Annotated in this window: 15 protein-coding genes and 1 pseudogene; 6 read left to right on the top strand and 10 right to left on the bottom strand. The window is 66.0% G+C overall.

Going from position 1 to position 18559, the window contains the following annotated elements; all coding sequences use genetic code 11:
• Positions 1–6: 6 nt before the first annotated feature.
• Together smpB and dapA are read right to left on the bottom strand one after the other, a co-directional pair.
• Entirely contained in the window at positions 7–492 is a 486-nt protein-coding gene (smpB, locus tag GGQ98_RS04685; RefSeq protein WP_184065857.1) for an SsrA-binding protein SmpB, read from the bottom strand.
• Positions 492–1373, bottom strand: a complete 882-nt coding sequence (gene dapA / locus GGQ98_RS04690; RefSeq protein ID WP_184065860.1) for a 4-hydroxy-tetrahydrodipicolinate synthase — start codon at positions 1371–1373, stop codon at positions 492–494. The genes smpB and dapA overlap by 1 nt, the downstream gene beginning before the upstream one ends.
• 101 nt (positions 1374–1474) lie before the next feature.
• On the opposite strand from dapA, the gene GGQ98_RS18780 reads away from it, so the two are divergent.
• Both GGQ98_RS18780 and greB read left to right on the top strand, forming a co-directional pair.
• The gene (locus GGQ98_RS18780) at positions 1475–3529 is read left to right on the top strand and encodes a transglycosylase SLT domain-containing protein (protein WP_184065863.1); all 2055 of its coding nucleotides are present in this window, start codon (positions 1475–1477) and stop codon (positions 3527–3529) included.
• A 4-nt stretch (positions 3530–3533) separates the two neighbouring features.
• Positions 3534–4052: a transcription elongation factor GreB gene (greB, locus tag GGQ98_RS04700; RefSeq protein WP_184065866.1), complete on the top strand. Its 519-nt coding sequence runs from the start codon at positions 3534–3536 to the stop codon at positions 4050–4052.
• 54 nt (positions 4053–4106) lie between these two features.
• Here the strand turns inward: greB and GGQ98_RS04705 are convergent, their stop codons facing one another.
• The 3 genes from GGQ98_RS04705 to aspS all read right to left on the bottom strand — a co-directional run bounded on the left by GGQ98_RS04705 (position 4107) and on the right by aspS (position 7633).
• Entirely contained in the window at positions 4107–4976 is an 870-nt protein-coding gene (locus GGQ98_RS04705) for a hypothetical protein (protein WP_184065869.1), read from the bottom strand.
• Positions 4977–5046: 70 nt separating this feature from the next.
• Positions 5047–5841 (bottom strand): polyphosphate kinase 2 family protein, encoded by a 795-nt coding sequence (locus tag GGQ98_RS04710; protein ID WP_184065872.1) that lies wholly within the window; start codon positions 5839–5841, stop codon positions 5047–5049.
• 4 nt (positions 5842–5845) lie between these two features.
• Positions 5846–7633, bottom strand: a complete 1788-nt coding sequence (gene aspS, locus GGQ98_RS04715; RefSeq protein ID WP_184065875.1) for an aspartate--tRNA ligase — start codon at positions 7631–7633, stop codon at positions 5846–5848.
• A 103-nt stretch (positions 7634–7736) separates the two neighbouring features.
• On the opposite strand from aspS, the gene rnd reads away from it, so the two are divergent.
• Positions 7737–8900: a ribonuclease D gene (rnd, locus tag GGQ98_RS04720; protein ID WP_184065878.1), complete on the top strand. Its 1164-nt coding sequence runs from the start codon at positions 7737–7739 to the stop codon at positions 8898–8900.
• A gap of 227 nt (positions 8901–9127) precedes the next feature.
• Here rnd and GGQ98_RS04725 read toward each other — a convergent pair whose 3' ends face one another.
• From GGQ98_RS04725 to GGQ98_RS04745, 5 genes are read right to left on the bottom strand one after another with little or no spacing between them, the layout of a single operon-like run.
• On the bottom strand, positions 9128–10639 hold the full coding sequence (locus tag GGQ98_RS04725; RefSeq protein ID WP_184065881.1) for a Ppx/GppA family phosphatase: 1512 nt from the start codon (positions 10637–10639) through the stop codon (positions 9128–9130).
• Between the two features lie 56 nt (positions 10640–10695).
• Entirely contained in the window at positions 10696–12861 is a 2166-nt protein-coding gene (locus GGQ98_RS04730; protein ID WP_184065882.1) for an RNA degradosome polyphosphate kinase, read from the bottom strand.
• Entirely contained in the window at positions 12821–13483 is a 663-nt protein-coding gene (locus GGQ98_RS04735; RefSeq protein WP_184065885.1) for an HdaA/DnaA family protein, read from the bottom strand. Before GGQ98_RS04735 ends, GGQ98_RS04730 begins: the two co-directional genes overlap by 41 nt.
• A complete protein-coding gene (locus tag GGQ98_RS04740; RefSeq protein WP_184065888.1) occupies positions 13480–14574 on the bottom strand; it encodes an AI-2E family transporter in 1095 nt (364 codons plus the stop codon). Before GGQ98_RS04740 ends, GGQ98_RS04735 begins: the two co-directional genes overlap by 4 nt.
• Positions 14571–15875, bottom strand: coding sequence for a heavy-metal-associated domain-containing protein (locus tag GGQ98_RS04745; protein WP_184065891.1), 1305 nt, complete (start codon positions 15873–15875; stop codon positions 14571–14573). The genes GGQ98_RS04740 and GGQ98_RS04745 overlap by 4 nt, the downstream gene beginning before the upstream one ends.
• A 70-nt stretch (positions 15876–15945) precedes the next feature.
• Here GGQ98_RS04745 and purM point away from each other — a divergent pair, with 70 nt between their 5' ends.
• The 3 genes and pseudogenes from purM to GGQ98_RS04765 all read left to right on the top strand — a co-directional run bounded on the left by purM (position 15946) and on the right by GGQ98_RS04765 (position 18558).
• Positions 15946–17040 (top strand): phosphoribosylformylglycinamidine cyclo-ligase, encoded by a 1095-nt coding sequence (gene purM / locus GGQ98_RS04750; RefSeq protein ID WP_184065894.1) that lies wholly within the window; start codon positions 15946–15948, stop codon positions 17038–17040.
• Positions 17030–17969: pseudogene (gene purN / locus GGQ98_RS18300) on the top strand (phosphoribosylglycinamide formyltransferase). Before purM ends, purN begins: the two are co-directional and overlap by 11 nt.
• On the top strand, positions 17959–18558 hold the full coding sequence (locus GGQ98_RS04765; protein WP_184065902.1) for a hypothetical protein: 600 nt from the start codon (positions 17959–17961) through the stop codon (positions 18556–18558). Before purN ends, GGQ98_RS04765 begins: the two are co-directional and overlap by 11 nt.
• The last annotated feature ends 1 nt before the right edge of the window (position 18559 follow it).

Here is an 18559-nt window from a genome sequence, read left to right on the forward strand (position 1 = left end):
AAAACCCTAACCGCGATCTCTTAAGATTCGCGCCTGATCGCGCTTCCAGTCACGGTCGCGCTCGGTCGCCCGCTTGTCGTGCAGCTTCTTGCCTTTGGCCAGTGCCAGTTCGACCTTCGCACGACCCCGTTCGTTGAAATATATGGAGAGGGGCACCAATGTCATCCCCTGACGGGCGACGGCACCGTGCAGCTTGGCGATTTCGCGGCTGTGGAGCAGCAGCTTGCGGGGTCGCCGGGGTTCGTGATTGAAGCGGTTGCCGTGGCTGAATTCCGGGATGTTGGCGTTGATGAGCCACACTTCCTCGGCGTTAACCTCGGCATAGGACTCCGCGATCGTGCCCTCTCCGAAACGCAGGGACTTCACCTCCGTACCGGTAAGGGCGATGCCGGCCTCGAAAACGTCTTCTATCGCGTATTCATAGCGGGCCTTGCGGTTTTCAGCGACGGTCTTGACCTTGCTGAAGCTCCCCGCCCGTTGCGGACGCGCCATCAACCGATCCCGGCGTGTGCCATTGCAGCATCCACGATGTGGCGGGCCGCCTCTCCGGCGGGGACCATCGGCAAACGCAGCTCTTCCTTCAATTTGCCGAGCTTCGACAGCGCATATTTCGCGGGCCCGGGGCTTGCATCGGAGAAGAGGCCGGCGTGGAGCGGGTAAAGCCGGTCCTGAAGTGCAAGCGCGTCGTCCCAGCGCTTTTCGAGGCACGCGGTCTGGAAATCGGCACACAGGCGCGGCGCGACGTTCGCCGTCACCGATATGCAGCCGTGCCCGCCCGACACCATGATGCCCAGCGTCATGTCGTCGTTGCCCGAAAGCTGGATGAAGTCCGTGCCGCACGAGAGGCGCTGCTCGGAAATCCGCTGGATCAGGCCGGTTGCGTCCTTCACCCCGACGATGTTCGGGATTTCGGAAAGCCGCTTCATCGTCGCGGGGGCGATATCGACAACGCTCCGCCCGGGAATGTTATAGAGGATGATCGGCAGGCTGGTCGCATCGGCGATGGCCTTGAAGTGCTGATACAGGCCTTCCTGGTTCGGCTTGTTGTAGTAGGGGCTGACGACAAGCGCCGCGTCCGCACCGGCTTTCTCGGCGTGGCGGGCGTGCGAAACGGCGCAAGCCGTATCGTTGGAGCCGCAGCCTGCGATCACCGGCACGCGGCCCGCGGCGGCCTTGATGCAGGCGGCGATCACGGCGTTGTGCTCGTCGATCGTCATCGTCGCCGATTCGCCGGTGGTTCCGCAGGGCACGAGTCCGGTGCTGCCTTCGGTGATCTGCCAGTCCACGAAAGCCTCGAACGTCGCAAAATCCACCGACCCATCGCGGAACGGGGTGACAAGTGCCGGAATGGAACCGTAGAATCTCGCTGTCATGTTGCTCTCGCCCGTTGCCTCCTCGCCTACCTTTGCTGCACCCTTGCATGCACCGGCGGCGATCGGCCTGTTTGTGGCGTCATAGGAGGCTCAGAAAGTCCGTGTCCAGTCTTACCAGCGTTCTTCTGCGATTTGCCCTGCTTTCCGCCGCCGCTCTGGGCGCGCCGCCCGCAAGCGCCCAGTCTCGTCCCGATACGAGCGCGCTGAAAGCGGGACTGGAAGCGCAGGCGCGCAGAGAGTTCCGCCCCGTCCCGGCGATCGCCAGCAATGCATCGGTCTCCCAGAAGCTGCTCGTCTGGGACAGGCTGCGGCGACCGGAGTACACGGCGACGTTTTCCGAGCTTTCGGACTTTCTGCGCGGCAACGCGGATTGGCCGGGCACCGACGACCTGCGCCGACGCGCCGAAGGCACCATCACCGATACGACGCCGATGGCCGCCCGGCTGACGTTCTTCCGCGTGTTTCTGCCGCTTTCGGGTATTGGCCGCTATCGTCATGCGGAAGCCTTGAAGGCCGCGGGCATGACCAACGCCGCCAATACGGAAGCGAAGCAGGCCTGGCGCATCGGCGGCATCGGACCCGCACTTGAAAACGGATTTCTGGCGGCATTCGGCGGCATTCTGAGCCGCGACGATCACGTTTTCCGCATCGACCGTCTGCTCTGGCAGGGTGATCTGGCGACCGCGACCCGGATGCTGCCGTTTCTGGCGGGCAGCGACCGCACACTGGCGGAAGCCCGCATCGCGCTCCAGCGCGCCGCCGCCGCAAGAGGCGCAGCCTCGGCACCTGCAGCGGTCGATGCAAATCTGGCACTGGGCAAGATAGGCACCGGCTTCGAAAACAATCCCGGCCTTCTCGCGGATCGCAGCGCTTTCCTGCGCGCCAGCGGCAACAGCCTCGCGGCGCGCCAGCTTCTCGCGCGCGCCGCGATTACGCCCGGCAGCGCGGGAGACCGCAATGCCTGGATGACCGAGGTTCTTTCAGCCGCCCGCGGCGCGGTGAACGACAATCAGCACAGCCTGGCGTTCGAGATTGCCCACAATCACGGCGGCTTTGCCTTCGACCGCGCGCTCACCAGCTACAGCGCGGCCGAGCGCGACACGTTCACCAGCCTCGAATGGCTCGCGGGCTGGACAGCGCTCCACAAGCTGAACCGGGCGCGCGACGCCGTTCGCCATTTCGAAAACTTCGCGGCGGCAGCACAGTTTTCCGGCACGCGCTCGCGCGGACATTACTGGGCAGCGCGTGCCGCAGAGGCGGCAGGGCTCACCATAGACGCGAATCGCAACCTCGAGACCGCGTCGCGCTTCCCCCTCACCTTCTACGGTCAACTGGCCGCCGAACGGCTCGGGCGTCCGCTGGCGATCCCGGCGACCGCAGACCCCGCCGTACCGTCAGCCGAACGCCAGACCTTCGCGGCGGATGACCGCGTCGAGGCGGCGCGGCTTCTCGGCATGGTCGGCGACCGGGGCAAGCAGACGCTGTTTCTGAAAACACTTGCGGATGGCGCGAAAACCTCCGCCAGAGAATATCTCGTCAGCGAACTCTCGCAGCAACTCGGCCGCGCCGACTATGCGCTGATCGCGAGCCGGGGCGAACTGGTGGACGGGCCTCCCGCCATCCTCCGCTTTGCCTACCCGCAACTGCCGGTCGGCGGCGTGCTGATGAACAACTGGACGATGATCCATGCGATCACCCGCCAGGAAAGCCGCTTCGATCCGACCGCCATCAGTCGCGCAGGCGCGCGCGGGCTGATGCAGTTGATGCCGGGCACGGCGCGCGAGACGGCGGGAAAGATGGGCATGAGCTACCGGCCCGAAGCGTTGCTCGGCGACCCCAACTACAACGTCCAGCTCGGATCGACCTACTATCTCAACCTCGTCGACCAGTGGGGCGGCAACCATATGCTGGCGATCGCATCTTATAATGCAGGCGCGGGCAACGTCCGCAAATGGATCAATGCGAACGGCGACCCGCGGCTGCCGAGCGTCGATGCGGTGCGCTGGGTGGAGGAGATTCCCTTCATGGAGACACGCGGCTACGTGCGCGCCGTGCTGGAAAACGCGGTCGTTTACGACCGGCTGAGCCCCGCGCGGGCGGGCCAGCCTTCCACCAACACGCTGTCGGCGTGGATGGGCAAGAACAGGCCGGGCTGAGCCGATGGCGGACACCCTCAATTACATCACGCCTGCGGGCATGAAGGCCATGATCGAGGCGCACCGGGCCCTGTTCGAGGTCGAGCGTCCGAAGATCGTGGAGATCGTCTCGTGGGCGGCCGGCAACGGCGATCGTTCCGAAAACGGCGACTATATCTACGGCCGCAAGCGTCTGCGCGAAATCGACCGGGAACTCACCCGCATTTCAAAGCGGCTGAAGAACGCCCGTGTCGTCGATCCGGCCAAACAGCCCGACAAGGCCCGCGTGTTCTTCGGCGCCACCGTGACCGTCGCCGACGAGGACGACCGGCAGCGCACGGTCACCATCGTCGGCGAAGATGAAACGGACACGCCGCGCGGCCACATCTCGTGGCGCGCGCCGCTCGCCATCGCTCTGAAAGGCGCGGGCGTAGGCGATCTCCGCACTGTCCGCCTGCCGAGCGGTTTGCAGGAACTGGAGATCGTTTCGATCGCCTACCCTACAGCAAGCTGCGTGATTTCAGACTCACGCAGCTTGCTGTAGGTCTCTGTTGACGCATCGTGCGGAAAGCCGGTTCCCACGTTTCCGCACGATGCTTTAGCGGTTGAAGCTGTAGCGGTACTCGTCGCGCAGTTCCTCGACGCCGAACCGGATCTCGCCGTCATTCAGGCGGCGGTTGCGGTCTGCGAGGCGGGCGAATTCCCTGTTCGCTGTGCGCGCCTCGTCCTTTGAAAGCTGGCCGTTGCGGTTGCGGTCGAAGTTCCACATCACCCAGTGCTTGGCTGCGGGATCCTGCCGAAGCCACGGGTCAAGCGTGGCCCAGCCGCTGCCGTACTGCGATCCGTAGAAGCCGTAGCCGGGCCGATACCACGAGTTGTAATCATAGTGTCCGTGGTAGCGGTTGTCGAAATAGAAGCTATTGGAACCCCACCAATGCGGCCTGTAGTGGTAGGTCGGGCTCGGTCGCACGATCACGACGGGGCGACGATTGTTGTCGCGCCAGCGGTCGCGGTCCCGATCTCTATCGCGGTCGCGCCAGTCATCATTGCGATCCCGGTCGCGATTGCGATCCCAGTTGCGATTGTCGCTTCGATCGCGGTTCTTGTCCCAGTCGCCGCGATTGTTGTCGCCGCGCGGATTGTCGCGACCGATCACGCCGTTCATACGCTGTTGCACGGCTTCGGTTCGCTGCCGCGTTTCCATGCGCGACGTGTTCGGCTGAGGTCTCTCGATTCGAGCCTCCGGCCTGCGCTCGGGAGGGGCAACGCGCTGCTGCGGCGGCGTGGTTTGCGGCCTTGCCTCGGGCACACGCTGCCTGGCTTCAGGCGCGCGCGGGGCGTCGCGGTTGACCTGCATTCCGCGTTCGCGCTGCGGACGTTCGCGATCGCGATCCTGCGCCGCTGCCGGCAGGGCAAGCAACGCCGCAACCAGCGTTCCCGCCATCAAACCTGTTTTCTGAACACGCATTTCGAGCACTCCTGACCCAAGTGCTAACACAATTGCGCCCGGCACGTTGAACCGTGTCTGAAGGCCCGTGTTAGCCGAGGTTCAGCTTCTTGCCGAATGCAGCCCTCGCCGACTTCACGATATCCGCCGAAAGCGGGGGCGGCGACAGGTCTAGCCCCTCGGACAGCCGATCGGCAACGAGGTTCAGCGCGGCGATGCGCGCTGACTTCTTGTGCTCGCCGTCGATGATCGTCCACGGTGCATGGGGCGTATGCGTGCGGGCGAACATGTCTTCGGCGGCTTCCACATAGGCATCGCGCTTCAGCCGGTTGCGGAAGTCCTCGGGCGAAACCTTCCAGCGCTTCGCGGGTGCTTCCAGGCGCTCGACCAGCCGCTCGTCCTGCTCTTTCTGGCTGACCGTGAAGAACAGCTTGATGAGTACCGCCCCGTCATCGACGAGCATCTTCTCGAAGGCGTTGATCTCGTCGTAGGCGCGGCGCCATTCGGCTTCGCTCGCGAAGCCCTCCACCCGCTCGACGAGCACGCGACCGTACCAGGTGCGGTCGAAAATATTCACTTCGCCGTGCGAGGGCAGCTTCTGCCAGAAGCGCCAGAGATAATGGTGCGCTTTCTCCTCGGCATCGGGCGCCTTGATCGGCTGCACGTCGTAAAAGCGCGGATCCCACGGCGCCGTCAGACGCTGGATGAAACCGCCCTTCCCCGCAGCGTCCAGACCCTCAACGGCCACGACGGCGCGGCGGCGGCGGCCGATGCAACTCGCCTGTACCGCCGCGAGCCGATCCTGCACCGTCTTCAGCGCCGCGTCGTAGCGGCCGTTCGATACCTTTTCGAGCGGCGGCAGGCGGTGCAGCGACGGCGGTTTCATGGGCTTATCCGGCTTTCGGTTTCGGCAGGTCGAGCCTGATCGACAGCTCCTTGAGCTGCCGGTCGGAGACGCTCGCCGGGGCGTTCATCATCAGATCCTCGGCCTTCTGGTTCATCGGGAACAGCACGACCTCGCGCAGGTTCGGCTCGTCCGCCAGCAGCATGACGATGCGGTCCACGCCCGGCGCCGACCCGCCGTGCGGCGGCGCGCCGACCTTGAAGGCGTTGATCATGCCCGAGAAGTTCGTATCGACCTGTTCCTGGCTGTAACCGGCGATCTCGAACGCCTTGTACATGATTTCCGGCTTGTGGTTTCGGATCGCGCCCGACGACAGCTCGATGCCGTTGCAGACGATGTCGTACTGCCACGCGAGGATTTCGAGCGGGTTCTTCGTCTCCAGCGCCTCAAGCTCGCCCTGCGGCATCGAGAACGGGTTGTGCGAGAAGATGACCTGCTTGGCGTCCTCGTCGTATTCGAACATCGGGAAGTCGACGATCCAGCAGAACTTGAAGGCGCCCGCTTCGATCAGGCCGAGGTCTTCGCCCACCTTGGTGCGCGCCCGGCCCGCGAGCCGCGCCGCGTCGGCTTCCTTGCCCGCCGCGAAGAACACGCCGTCGTCAGGCCCTAGGCCGAGCGCGGCGATGAGCTTCGCGGTCGCGTCCTCGCCGTGGTTCTTGGCGATGGGGCCTGCGGGGACGCCGTCCTTGATGTTGATGTAGCCGAGGCCTGCGAAGCCTTCGCTGCGCGCCCAGTCGTTCATGTCGTCGAAGAACTTGCGGCTGCGCTCGCCCGCCTTCGGCGCGGGAATGGCGCGGACGACGTTGCCGCCTTCCACCATCTTCGCGAAAATGCCGAAGCCCGAACCCCGGAAATGATCGGTGACATCGACGATCTCGATGGGGTTCCGAAGGTCCGGCTTGTCGTTGCCGTATTTCAGCATCGACTCGCGGTAGGGAATGCGCGGGAACGTGCCCGCCGGGGTCACGGACTTGCCGTTCGCGAACTCTTCGAACACGCCCGCCAGCACGGGCTCGATCGCGTTGAACACGTCGTCCTGCGTGACAAAGCTCATCTCGAAGTCGAGCTGGTAGAACTCGCCCGGCGAACGGTCGGCGCGCGCGTCTTCGTCGCGGAAGCAGGGCGCGATCTGGAAATAGCGGTCGAAGCCGGCGACCATCAGTAGCTGCTTGAACATCTGCGGCGCCTGCGGCAGCGCGTAGAATTTGCCCGGATGCATTCGGCTCGGCACCAGGAAGTCGCGCGCGCCTTCGGGCGACGAGGCGGTGAGGATCGGGGTCTGGAACTCGGTGAAGCCCTGATCGATCATGCGGCGGCGCAGCGACGCGATGACGTTCGAGCGCAGCATGATGTTGCGGTGCAGCCGGTCGCGCCGCAGATCGATATAGCGGTACTTCAGGCGGATATCCTCGGGATATTCGGTGTCGCCCGCCACCGGCATCGGCAGCTCGGACGCAGCCGACTGCACCGTGACTTCAGCGGCCCAAAGCTCGATCTCGCCGGTGGGAAGATTCGGGTTCACCGTCGCGTCCGAACGCGCGACGACCTTGCCCGTCACCGTCAGCACGCTTTCCGCGCGCGCGCCGTCGAGCACGGAAAACGCCGGGGAATCCGTATCGCACACCACCTGCGTCAGCCCGTAATGGTCGCGAAGGTCAACAAAGAGCAGCCCGCCGTGGTCCCGTTTCCGGTGGACCCAGCCCGAAATGCGGGCGGTAGTGCCGACATCGGCCTTGCGGAGGGCGCTGCAATGGTGCGTGCGATAGACGTGCATTTTTACTCGATTCCGGTGTTTGTGGCAGGCCCGACACATGCCCGCACACTTGTTTTGTCAAGGCGCTGGCATGGAAGCGCCGACCGCCCTAATAGAACCGTCCATGAAAATCCATCCGCTGATTACCGATACCGAAACGCTCGCGGCCTTCTGCGCCCAGCTCGCCACCGCCGATTATATCGCCGTTGATACCGAGTTCATGCGCGAGAACACCTATTGGGCCGATCTCTGCCTGATCCAGCTCGCCTCGCCCGATGAGGCGGCCGCAGTCGACCCCAAGGCAAGCGGGCTCGACCTTGCGCCCATGCTGGCGCTGCTCGTCGAGTCCGACGTGCTGAAAATCTTCCATGCCGGCGGGCAGGACATCGAGATCATCCACAACATGACCGGCAAGACGCCCTCGCCCGTGTTCGACACGCAGGTGGCGGCGATGGCGCTCGGCATGGGCGAACAGGTCAGCTACATCAATCTCGTCGCCTCGTTCACCGGCGCCAACCTGGACAAGGGCGCCCGCTTCACGGACTGGGCGCGCCGCCCGCTCGACAAGCGCCAGCTCGACTACGCGATCGGGGACGTCACGCATCTCATCGAGCTGTTTCCCAAGCTGCTCGGACGCCTGAAGAAGACCGGGCGCGGCGACTGGCTCGACGAAGAGATGGCGCGCCTGACGACGCCCGAGAATTACGTCAACGACCCGTCGACTGCCTGGCAGCGCATTCGCCTGCCGAGCCGCAAGGCCGAAGCGCTCGGCCGCCTGAAGGCGATCGCCGCCTGGCGCGAAATCGAAGCGCAGCGCCGCGACCTGCCGCGCGGGCGCATCGTGAAGGACGAAACGCTCGCCGACCTCGCAGCGCATCCGCCCGCCGATCAGGAGGCGCTGGGCCGCGTTCGCGGACTGTCCAAGACGTGGGTTACAAACGACATGGGCGCGCGGCTGATGGAGGCGCTGGCCGGTGCGGTCCCGCTGCCCGAGAGCGAAATGCCCGAGCGCGATGCGGGCAAACCCAGGCTCGGATCCGACTCGGTTCTGGTCGCCGATCTTTTGAAGCTGCTTCTGAAGATTCGCTGCAAAGAGGCTGATGTCGCGCCGAAACTGATCGGAAAGTCGGATCATCTCGAAGCGCTCGCCGCCGGGGTTCGCGAGGGGCTGCCGCTGCTGAACGGCTGGCGCTACGAAGTTTTCGGCCGTGACGCGGTGGCGCTTGTCGAAGGACGGCTGAGCTTCGCGGTTCAGAACGGCAAGCTGCGGATGACCGAGGTGGCCTGATCGCGCGGCCGAAGGTTACAAAGGTTATTCCAACGCGCGGCTTCTCCCCGTGCGCGGAGCGTGGCGGGAACGCCCCACCCCAACCCCTCCCCTGAAGAGGAGGGGCTTCAGAGATTCCGCGCTCGGTGAATCCGGCGCGGTATCTACATCAACGCGGGGCTTGCCGAGCGCCTTTCAAAGAGCGCCCCTGAGCTTGCACACGTATTCCTATTCGGCAACACCGCGCCTTAGGTTTTTTCGGCGGCGAACACGGCCGTGAGGCCCATCGCCGCCGCGAGCGCCTCGTGCCGGCGCGCCACGGCCTCCGCATAGAGCGGCTGGTAGCGCGGGGTCAGCGTGAGGACGAGCTGGCCGTTTTCCCGGTAGATGCGGCTTTTTTCAAGCGGGCGTGCCGTGCCTGCCGTCAGACGCTGGCCGAGCCGCAGGGCGAGCCCCCACTTGAACGAACGCATGAGTTCCTCGCGCGTCGCGAGACGCAGCAGATCCGTGATGGCCGGATCGTTCGCCGAGCCTCCGTAGGCCGCGAACAGCGCGGCGCCGAGCACGGCGCGCTCGCGCCCGTCTATGCCGACCCAGTTGCCGTGAAGCGCCAGTTCCAGGCCCCGCTCCGCGCGGAAATCCGGGTGCGCACGCCACGCCGCATCGGCAAGTATGCAGGCGACGAGACGCAGGCGCGTATGCTCCGCCGTTTCCGGCGCGAACAGGCCGTTCATCCACCCCATCAGCGCTTCGGCGTGGAGCGGGAAGCGCCCCTGGATGGCGCCTTCCTGTCTGGCCGCGGAGACCAGCGGGTCTTCGCGCTGAACCGCCTTGGGAAGATCGGCATAAAGAATGCCCTCGCGAATGCCGTAGGACGACGCGATGACGCCGCTGCTGCCGAGCCGCTTCACCACGGCGCGCAGCAGCAGCGCGGCGCCGGGAAGCTGGGGAATACGCGCCGAAGACAGGCGCGGGATCGCGCGGAGGCGCTTCGGGCTGAGGTTCAGCAGCGCGCGCGCCATGTGATCGATCGCGCCCACATCCATCGCATATTGATGGACAACGGGCAGCGGATAATCGGTGAGGTGCATGTGAAGCTGCGCCAGCGCGCGCCATGAGCCGCCCACCATGTAGAAGGGAAGCCCCTTCCCCTGCCCCGCCCACTTCACCTCGGCGAGCGCGGTTTTCACGAGCCCGGCCAGCGACCGGCCGCCGACCTTGCGGGCCGCCGCGAGCTTCAGTGCGCCGATCGGCAGCGAGAGATGGCTGTGCGGCTTGCCCTTCTTCACGCGAACGAGTTCCAGGCTGCCGCCGCCGAGATCACCGACCACGCCGTCGGCGTCGGGGATGCCTGCGATGACGCCGTACGCGGCCAGCCGGGCCTCCTCCGTGCCGCTGAGCACGCGCACGTCGAGCGCGCAGCGCCTCTTCGCCATATCGAGGAAAGCATCGCGATTCGCGGCATCGCGCACCGCCGCCGTGGCGAAGGCGTACATCTGCACGACATTCATGTCGTCGCACAGCAGGCGGAAGCGGGTGAGCGCCGCGCGCGCCGTTTCAAACCCCTCGGGCGTGATCGCGCCGGTATCGGCAACGCCCCTGCCGAGCCCGGCCATGACCTTTTCGTTGAACAGCACCAGCGGCGTGCGCCGGTCGCCGCGAAAGGCGACCAGGCGAATCGAGTTCGAACCGATGTCGATGACGGCACTGACCGGAATATCCCCGGCCCGGCGGAGGTCGTTCGTCGCGCTCAGCGCCATTCACTTGCCCCTGTCACCGTCATGCGCCCGGCAATAACGGCTGGCTCCCCGCGAGTCTATTCGGCGGGGGCCGCCGGAACGTCCGCGTCGGGATCGGAAAGATAGAGCCGGGGCACCGGCGCTGCCGCCTTGATGGCGGCGCCGCGGCCCGAAAGCGACGGATTCGTCATGAAATAACGGTGCAGGTTGAACGATTCGCCCGGCGGCGAGATGCGTTCATATGTCCCATCGGGGTGAAGTTCCCACGTCTGCTCGGTATCCTTGAGGTTCGCGAGCATGACCTGACCGAGAATCTGCGCGTGAACCGTCGAATTCTCGATCGGGACGAGCAACTCGACGCGGCGGTCGAAATTGCGCGGCATCCAGTCCGCCGAAGAGGTGAACAGCAGCGCCTTGCGCGAAGGCAGCGCGCTGCCGTTCGCGAACGCGACGATGCGGCTGTGTTCGAGAAAGCGGCCCACGATCGAGCGGACACGGATATTTTCCGAAAGCCCGCGCACACCCGGGCGCAGGCAGCAGATGCCCCGGATCACGAGTTCGATGGGGACGCCCGCCCCGCTCGCCTCGTAGAGCTTGTCGATGATCGCGGGATCCGCGAGCGAGTTCATCTTTGCCCAGATGCCGCTCGGCCGCCCCGCCTCCGCATTGGCGATTTCCGCATCGATCAGCGCCGTGAGCTTCTGCCGCATGCCAGAGGGCGAGATCGTCATCGCCTCCAGCCCGCGGGGCTCCACATAGCTGGTCACGTAGTTGAAGATCTGTGCGGCGTCGCGGCCGAGTTTGGGATCGGCGGTGAAGAAGCTGAGATCGGTGTAGATGCGCGCCGTCACCGGGTGATAATTGCCCGTGCCGAGGTGGCAATAGGTGCGAAGACTGCCGTTTTCCCGACGGACCACGAGCGAGATCTTGGCGTGCGTCTTCCAGTCGATGAAGCCGTAGACGACCTGCACGCCGGCGCGTTCCAGCGCGGCGGCCCAGACGAGGTTCTGTTCCTCGTCGAAGCGGGCCTTGAGCTCGACGACCGCCGTGACGGACTTTCCCGCCTCCGCCGCGTCGACGAGCGCGCGCACGACGGCGGACTGCTTGCCCGCGCGGTAGAGCGTCTGCTTGATCGCCACGACGTCGGGATCCTCCGCCGCCTGCCTGAGAAAGGCGAGCACGACATCGAAACTCTCGTAGGGGTGATGGACGACGATATCCTTGGCGCGAATCGCCGCGAAGCAATCGCCGCCGTATTCGCGGATACGCTCGGGAAAGCGCGGCGAGTAGGGCTCGAACTTCAGGTCGGGACGGTCTTCCTCGACGAGCTGCGCGAGGTCGGCGATGCCGATCATGCCGGTGACCGGCGTTACGCCCTTTCTATCGATGTGGAGCGCGTGCCGGACCATCTGATTGAGACGCGGCGGCGTCCCCTCCTCGATCTTCAGCCGGATGACGCGCCCCCGGCGGCGGCGCTCGATCGCGGTCTGGAAGAAACGCACGAGATCCTCGGCTTCCTCCTCCACCTCGATATCGCTGTCGCGGATGACGCGGAACACGCCGTCGCCGATGATCCTGAAATGGGGGAAGAGGTCGTCCGCGAAGATGCGCACGACATTTTCGAGCGAAATGTAGCGTGACTGGGACCCCGGCAGGCGCACGAAGCGCGCGAGGGGCGCGGGTATCATCACCAGCGCGAGCATCTCCTCGCCGTCCGCTTCGCGGCTGAGTTCCATGGTCAGCGCGAGGCCGCGGTTGGGAATGAACGGAAACGGATGCGCGGGGTCGATCGCCTGCGGCGTCAGCACGGGGAAAATCTGTTCGCGGAAATAGGTTTCCAGCCAGCGTTCCTCGTCGGCGGAAAGCTCCGGCCCCTTCAGAACGTGAAAGCCCGCACCGGCAAGCTCCTCGGAAAGCGCGCGCCACACGTCCTGCTGCTGCCGCATCAGCGCCTCGGCGCGCTCGGTGACGGCGGCAAGCTGCTGTGCGGGGGTTGCGCCGTCCGGACTGATCAGTTCGACACCTTCCTCGACCTGCCCGTGCAGGCCCGCCACGCGGACCATGTAGAACTCATCGAGATTGGCGCCCGAAATCGACAGAAAGCGCAGGCGCTCAAGCAGCGGATGGCGCGGGTTCTCGGCCTCTTCGAGCACACGGGCGTTAAAGGCCAGCCACGAAAGCTCCCGATTGAAATACCGCGCGTTACCGTTCCCGATGTTCTTGATGCCGTTCCGTCTCGCCACGCTTGTTTCCGTCCGCCGTATCACCCAGTCGCATCGCCTCGCGCACCAGCGGCACGGTCACGGCGCGCCGCCCCGCAAGAGCGGCGGCGTCGATCGCGGCGACAGCGGTTGCGGCGGCGGCAAAGCTGCGTTCGATCCGCTGTATCATATACTCTATGACAATTGGTGAAACGCGCAGGCCACGTTCGCGAAAAGATTTTGCAACGATTTCCGCAAGCAGCGCATCATCGGGCGCAGCGATGCGGACCGCGCCGGCCGCGCCGAGGCGGGAGCCGAGATCGGCCAGCCCGATACCCCATTCGCCCGGCGATGTCCTTGCCGCGACAAGCAGCGCCGGGCCGCCCGACTGCGCGGCGTTCCAGGCGTGGAACATCGCGGCTTCATCGCGACCGGGCGCGTCGGCATCATCGAAAAGCTGCGCGGCGCCGGGGCGGCGGCTCGCGAACAGCCGCAGCAAGTGGCTCTTGCCCGCGCCTTCCGGGCCGACGAGCACGAGGCTGCGCGAGGGCCAGTCCGGCCAGCGGTCGAGCATGGCGACCGCTTCGGCATTCGCCTCCGAAATGTAGAAATCCGCTTCCCCGTCGGCTGACCGGTAATCGAGCGGCAGCGCGAACTGGCTCATGGAGAAACGGTCACGTCCTCAGGCGGGGGATCGTCGTCCGTGAAGAGCGGGCTCTTCAGATACTCGCCGAGCAGCCAGCGCATGACCACGCCGAGCACGGCGGCAACCGGCACGGCAAGAAACACGCCGAGGATGCCCAGAAGCTCTCCGCCCGCAAACACGGCAAATAGCACCCAGAGCGGATGAAGCCCGATGCGATTGCCGATGAGATTGGGCGTGAGCACCATGCTTTCGAGAATCTGGCCCACGAAAAAGATGCCGACGATCAGCCCCAGATTGAGCACGTCCGGGCCCCATTGACCCAGCCCGACGAGAAGGCCGAGACCCACCGAGATGACAACGCCGAGATACGGGACGAAGCCCAGCAGGCCCGCAAGCATGCCGAGCACGAGCGCATAGTTGAGCCCGATGAGACTCCAGCCGACCGAATAAAAGACCGCGAGCGACAGGCAGACCAGCGACTGTCCGCGCACGAAACCCGCCAGCGCGGCATCCGATTCGCCGAGCAGGCGGCTGATGGTCGGCGCGTAACGCGGGGGCCACCACGCATTGATGCGCGTCGTCAGCACATCGTAATCGCGCAGTGCATAGAAGGCGACAACGGGCATCATCACGAACAGCGCCAGCAGGTTGAAGACGGCAAGCCCGCCGCTGAGGACACTGCTCGCAAGCGTGCTGAGCCACGCCGCGACGCGGTGCATCAGATCGTTCGTAAGCGTTTCGAGCGCGACGACATCGCCCGCCGCCTCTGAAAGGCGTTCGACCAAAGGTTCAAGCGATCGAATGAGTTGCGGAAGGTTTTGGACAAGTTGCTGGAACTGGCCCGCCACGAGCGGCGCCATCGCGAGGATGAGCAGCGCAAAGACGGCGAAGAACGCCACGAGGATCAGCGCCGCCGCGCCCCATCGCGGCACGCCGCGCGCTTCCAGCCGGTCCGCCACGGGATCGAGCAGGTACGCGATGACCAGCCCGGCAATGAACGGGCCCAGCACGCCGCGCGTCGCATAGGCAAACCACAGGATGATCGCCGCGACGAAAATCCAGCGGATCGGGATACGCCGCCGACCGGCGAGGGCGGCGCCGTCGCTCACTGCGGATCCTCCGGCACGGGCATAAGATCGCGCGGGCCTTCGCTTTCGGTGACGGCGTCGTCCGCCACGGGCAGCGACGGCAGCGTCACCACCGGGCGCGGCAGGGCCGCCTCGCCCTCCGCGCGTGGCCGAAGCCGGTTGCCGTCAAGCCGCCAGCCGCGCTGATCGAGCGCATAACGCAGCATCGCGTAATCCGCGACGTGGCCGATGCGGACCTGCGACATTCCGCCGATCGAAAGCTCCATCAGAGTGAGGCTGTCCACCTCCGCCACGCTGCCGAGCGCCGCCTCGATCGCGTTCCAGCTCGCCGCGTCGGGCGTGGCGACGCTGACCGTGGTGCCCATCGACCCCAGCGTGTCGGCCGCATCAAGCTGCGGAGAGACGGAAATCGGTTCGAGCGCCAGTGTGAGGGTCGGATCCGCCCGCAGCACACCCGATTGAAGCGCGCGCGCATAAGCGGAATCGATCCGGCGCACGGCGGTGTCGAGCATCGCATCGAGTTCGCCCGCCGCCCCGGCCCGCAGGCGAAAGCGCGTCAGCACATCCGAATCCGGCCCGTGACGCGCAACGAAGGTGCCGACGATCGGCCCGCCCGGATACGTGCGATCGAGCCAGGCTTCCGCCACCAGCAGGTTCTCCGCGCCGTAGCGCGACAGGATCGAACGCCACAGGCCGCGATTGTCGCGGCGCGCCTGCCAGCCGGTGAGCAGCAGCGCATCGGACGCGTTGCCGCCCGCGCGGACATAGGAAATCGGGCTCGAATCCGTGCCGAAGCGCGACCACGCCTGCAGCCACGGCGAGCGGCCCTCGTAAACCGAGGTGACGCCGCCGTCCGCAAGCACGGGCAGCAGCAGCATCGGCGCGGATTGCAGGACGCGGGCGTTCGCGGGAAGCCGCTCCCCGGCGCGAACCCGGTCGAACACGACGCCGAGTTTGCCGACGTAGCGCGTGTCGGAAAAACGCTCTGCCTGCACCTCGATGCCGCTCACCATCGCCTCGATCGCGCTGTCGGGCAGCTTGGGCGCGCCCGACGCCGCAATGCCGGTCATCCGCGCGTAAAGCTGCGGCCATGCCTGCCGCGCCGCCTCGCGGAACGCGGCGACACGCGCGGCTTCGGCCGAACCGGCCACCACATCCACATCGATGTCGCTGACGAGGAACGCGCTGCCGCCCGCGGCGGGGGCTTCGGCGGGTGGTTCAGGGCGATCGGCATCCTGCGCGAGCAGCGGCACGGCGACAGCCGCAGCGAGCGCCACAAGCGCCGCCGCCATCCATCCGTTGAGCTTGCGTTTGAAGGTCACGGCGCCTCTATGCCAAACGCGGCGCGAATTGGGAGTCGAATATTTCTCGCTTCGGCGCTATGGCCGCGCGATGACCACGGGCAAATCGTACAGCTACGCCGACGCAGGCGTCTCCATCGCCGCCGGAAACACCTTCGTGAAGGCGATCTCTTCGCTGGTGAAGGCGACGGCGCGCCCCGGCGCGGACGCCGAAATCGGCGGCTTCGGCGCGTTCTTCGATCCGAAGGCCGCCGGGTTCAACGATCCGCTGCTCGTCGCGGCCACAGACGGTGTCGGCACCAAGTTGAAGCTCGCCATCGACACGGGCAAGCACGATACGGTCGGCATCGACCTTGTCGCCATGTGCGTGAACGATCTTGTCGTTCAGGGCGCTGAGCCGTTGTTTTTCCTCGACTATTTCGCGACCGGAAAGCTCGAACAGGGCGTCGCCTCGGCTGTCGTCGCGGGGATCGCCGAAGGCTGCCGCATCGCGGGCTGCGCGCTTGTCGGCGGCGAGACCGCTGAAATGCCGGGCATGTACGGCGCGGGCGACTATGATCTCGCGGGCTTTTCGGTGGGCGCCGTCGAGCGCGGCCAGCAGCTGACCGGCGAACATGTCGCGGTGGGTGACGTGCTGATCGGCATCGCGTCATCGGGTTTTCATTCGAACGGCTATTCGCTCGTGCGCCGCATCGTTGCCGACAAGGGGCACGCGCTTGACGGCCCTGCCCCCTTCGACACCGCACGCTCTCTGGGCGAGGCGCTGCTGACGCCGACGCGCATCTACGTGAAGGCGTTGCTTCCCGAAATCCGTGCGGGGCGCATCAAGGCGCTTGCACACATCACCGGCGGCGGGCTCCTTGAAAACGTGCCGCGCGTGCTGCCCAAGGGCGCGCACGCGCGCATCGACAGCGGCGCCTGGGCGCTGCCGAGCGCGTTCGCGTGGCTCCAGCGCGAAGGCAACATCGCCGCCGGGGAGATGGCGCGGACCTTCAACTGCGGCCTCGGCATGGTCGCCGTGGTGGCGCCGGGCGACGTGGAAGCCACGCTCGCCGCCCTCGCCGCTTCGGGAGAAACCGCCCACGTGATCGGCGCGATCGATGCGGGCGACACGGGCTGCACCGTCGTCGGCAACGCGGAAACATGGGGCAGCCGCGAGGCGTGGGAAGCCGTGCATGTCGCCTAAACTCCGCGTCGGGGTGATGATCTCCGGCCGCGGCAGCAACATGGCCTCCATCCTTGCCGCCACGGAGGCGCCGGACTGCCCCTTCGAGGTCGTGCTCGTCGCCTCCAACAACCCGGACGCCGCCGGCCTCGCCTTCGCCGACAGCAAGGGCATTGCCATCTGGGCGCACGATCATCGCGGCATGAAACGCGCCGAATTCGACAGGCTGATCGATGCGGCGCTGCGCGGGGCGAACGTCGAGATGGTCGCGCTTGCGGGCTACATGCGGCTGCTTTCGAGCGAATTCGTCGATGGGTGGAAGGGTCGCATTCTCAACATCCACCCGTCGCTGCTGCCCAAATATAAAGGGCTCGACACCCACGCGCGCGCGATCGAGGCCGGGGACAGCGAAGCGGGCTGCTCTGTACATGTCGTGACGCCGGAGCTGGACGACGGCCCCGTGGTGGCGCAGGCGCGCGTGCCGATCCTTCCCGGCGACACGCCGGAAACGCTTGCAGAGCGTGTCCTGAAAGAGGAACATCGCCTGTACCCCGCAGCGCTTGCGAAATGTGCCGCCGATGTCATCCGATCCAGAAAATCTGCTTGAAAAGGTCCGGGAGCGGGCGCTCGCCCTGCCCGCAGCCGCTGAAAAGCTGTCGCACGGCGCGCCGGGATTCTATGTCGAGAAGGGCAAGTTCTTCGCCTATTTCAGCGACGATCACCACGGCTGCGGCATCACTGCGCTGCTCGTGAAAACGAGCGGGCTTGAAGAGCAGGCGATGCTGATCGAGGCCGACCCTGCGCTTTATTATCGGCCGCCCTATCTCGGCCCCTACGGCTGGATCGGTCTGCGGCTCGACCAGGGCGCGCCCGATTGGGACCATGTGAACGACTGGCTCGTGAAAAGCTGGCGCATGTCTGCGCCGCGGAAGCTCGCCGATGCCTTCTGATCTGCCGGAGATCCCGGAAGCACCGTCCGAGAAAGCCGCCGAAAGCGCCCGCATCCGGCGGCGCTGGCTTTCGCTCGGCGAGACCGTCGCCGTCGTCGCGGTCGTGATCTCGGCGCTGACGCTGTGGAACAACTACGACGAGCGGAAATCCGCCGAGGCCGAGCGGAGCGCGGAAAAGGCCCCGACGCCGAAATCGATAGGGCTGATCGCAACCGACGCCGGCGGCGCCGGGCTCGACTTCAAGGCGGCGGACTGCGCGCTGCAAAGCACGGACATCCGCTTTCCCGCAGCCCTCGGCGTGGGGCCGGAAAGCACCGTGCTCAAACACCGCATCGAAGCGGACTGGTTCGAAAGCGCGCTGCTGAAGGCGCTGGACAAGGATGTGCGCGACGGCCGTTTGCCGGTCGCGATCACCAGCCGGTGCGAAGCGGCCGACGGACCGCGCACCGAAACGGCGATCTACGATATCGTGTACCACATCCAATCCCGCGCCATTCTGGGCCGCACGCTCAAGCTGAGAGGCCTGATACGAAGAAAGGCCGCCCAGGAGGACGGCCTTTCGGAACTCGACGGGCTTTGGAAGCCCTGAG

This window comes from Sphingosinicella soli, assembly GCF_014199685.1.
In the GTDB taxonomy this organism is placed as follows: Bacteria; Pseudomonadota; Alphaproteobacteria; order Sphingomonadales; family Sphingomonadaceae; genus Sphingosinicella; species Sphingosinicella soli.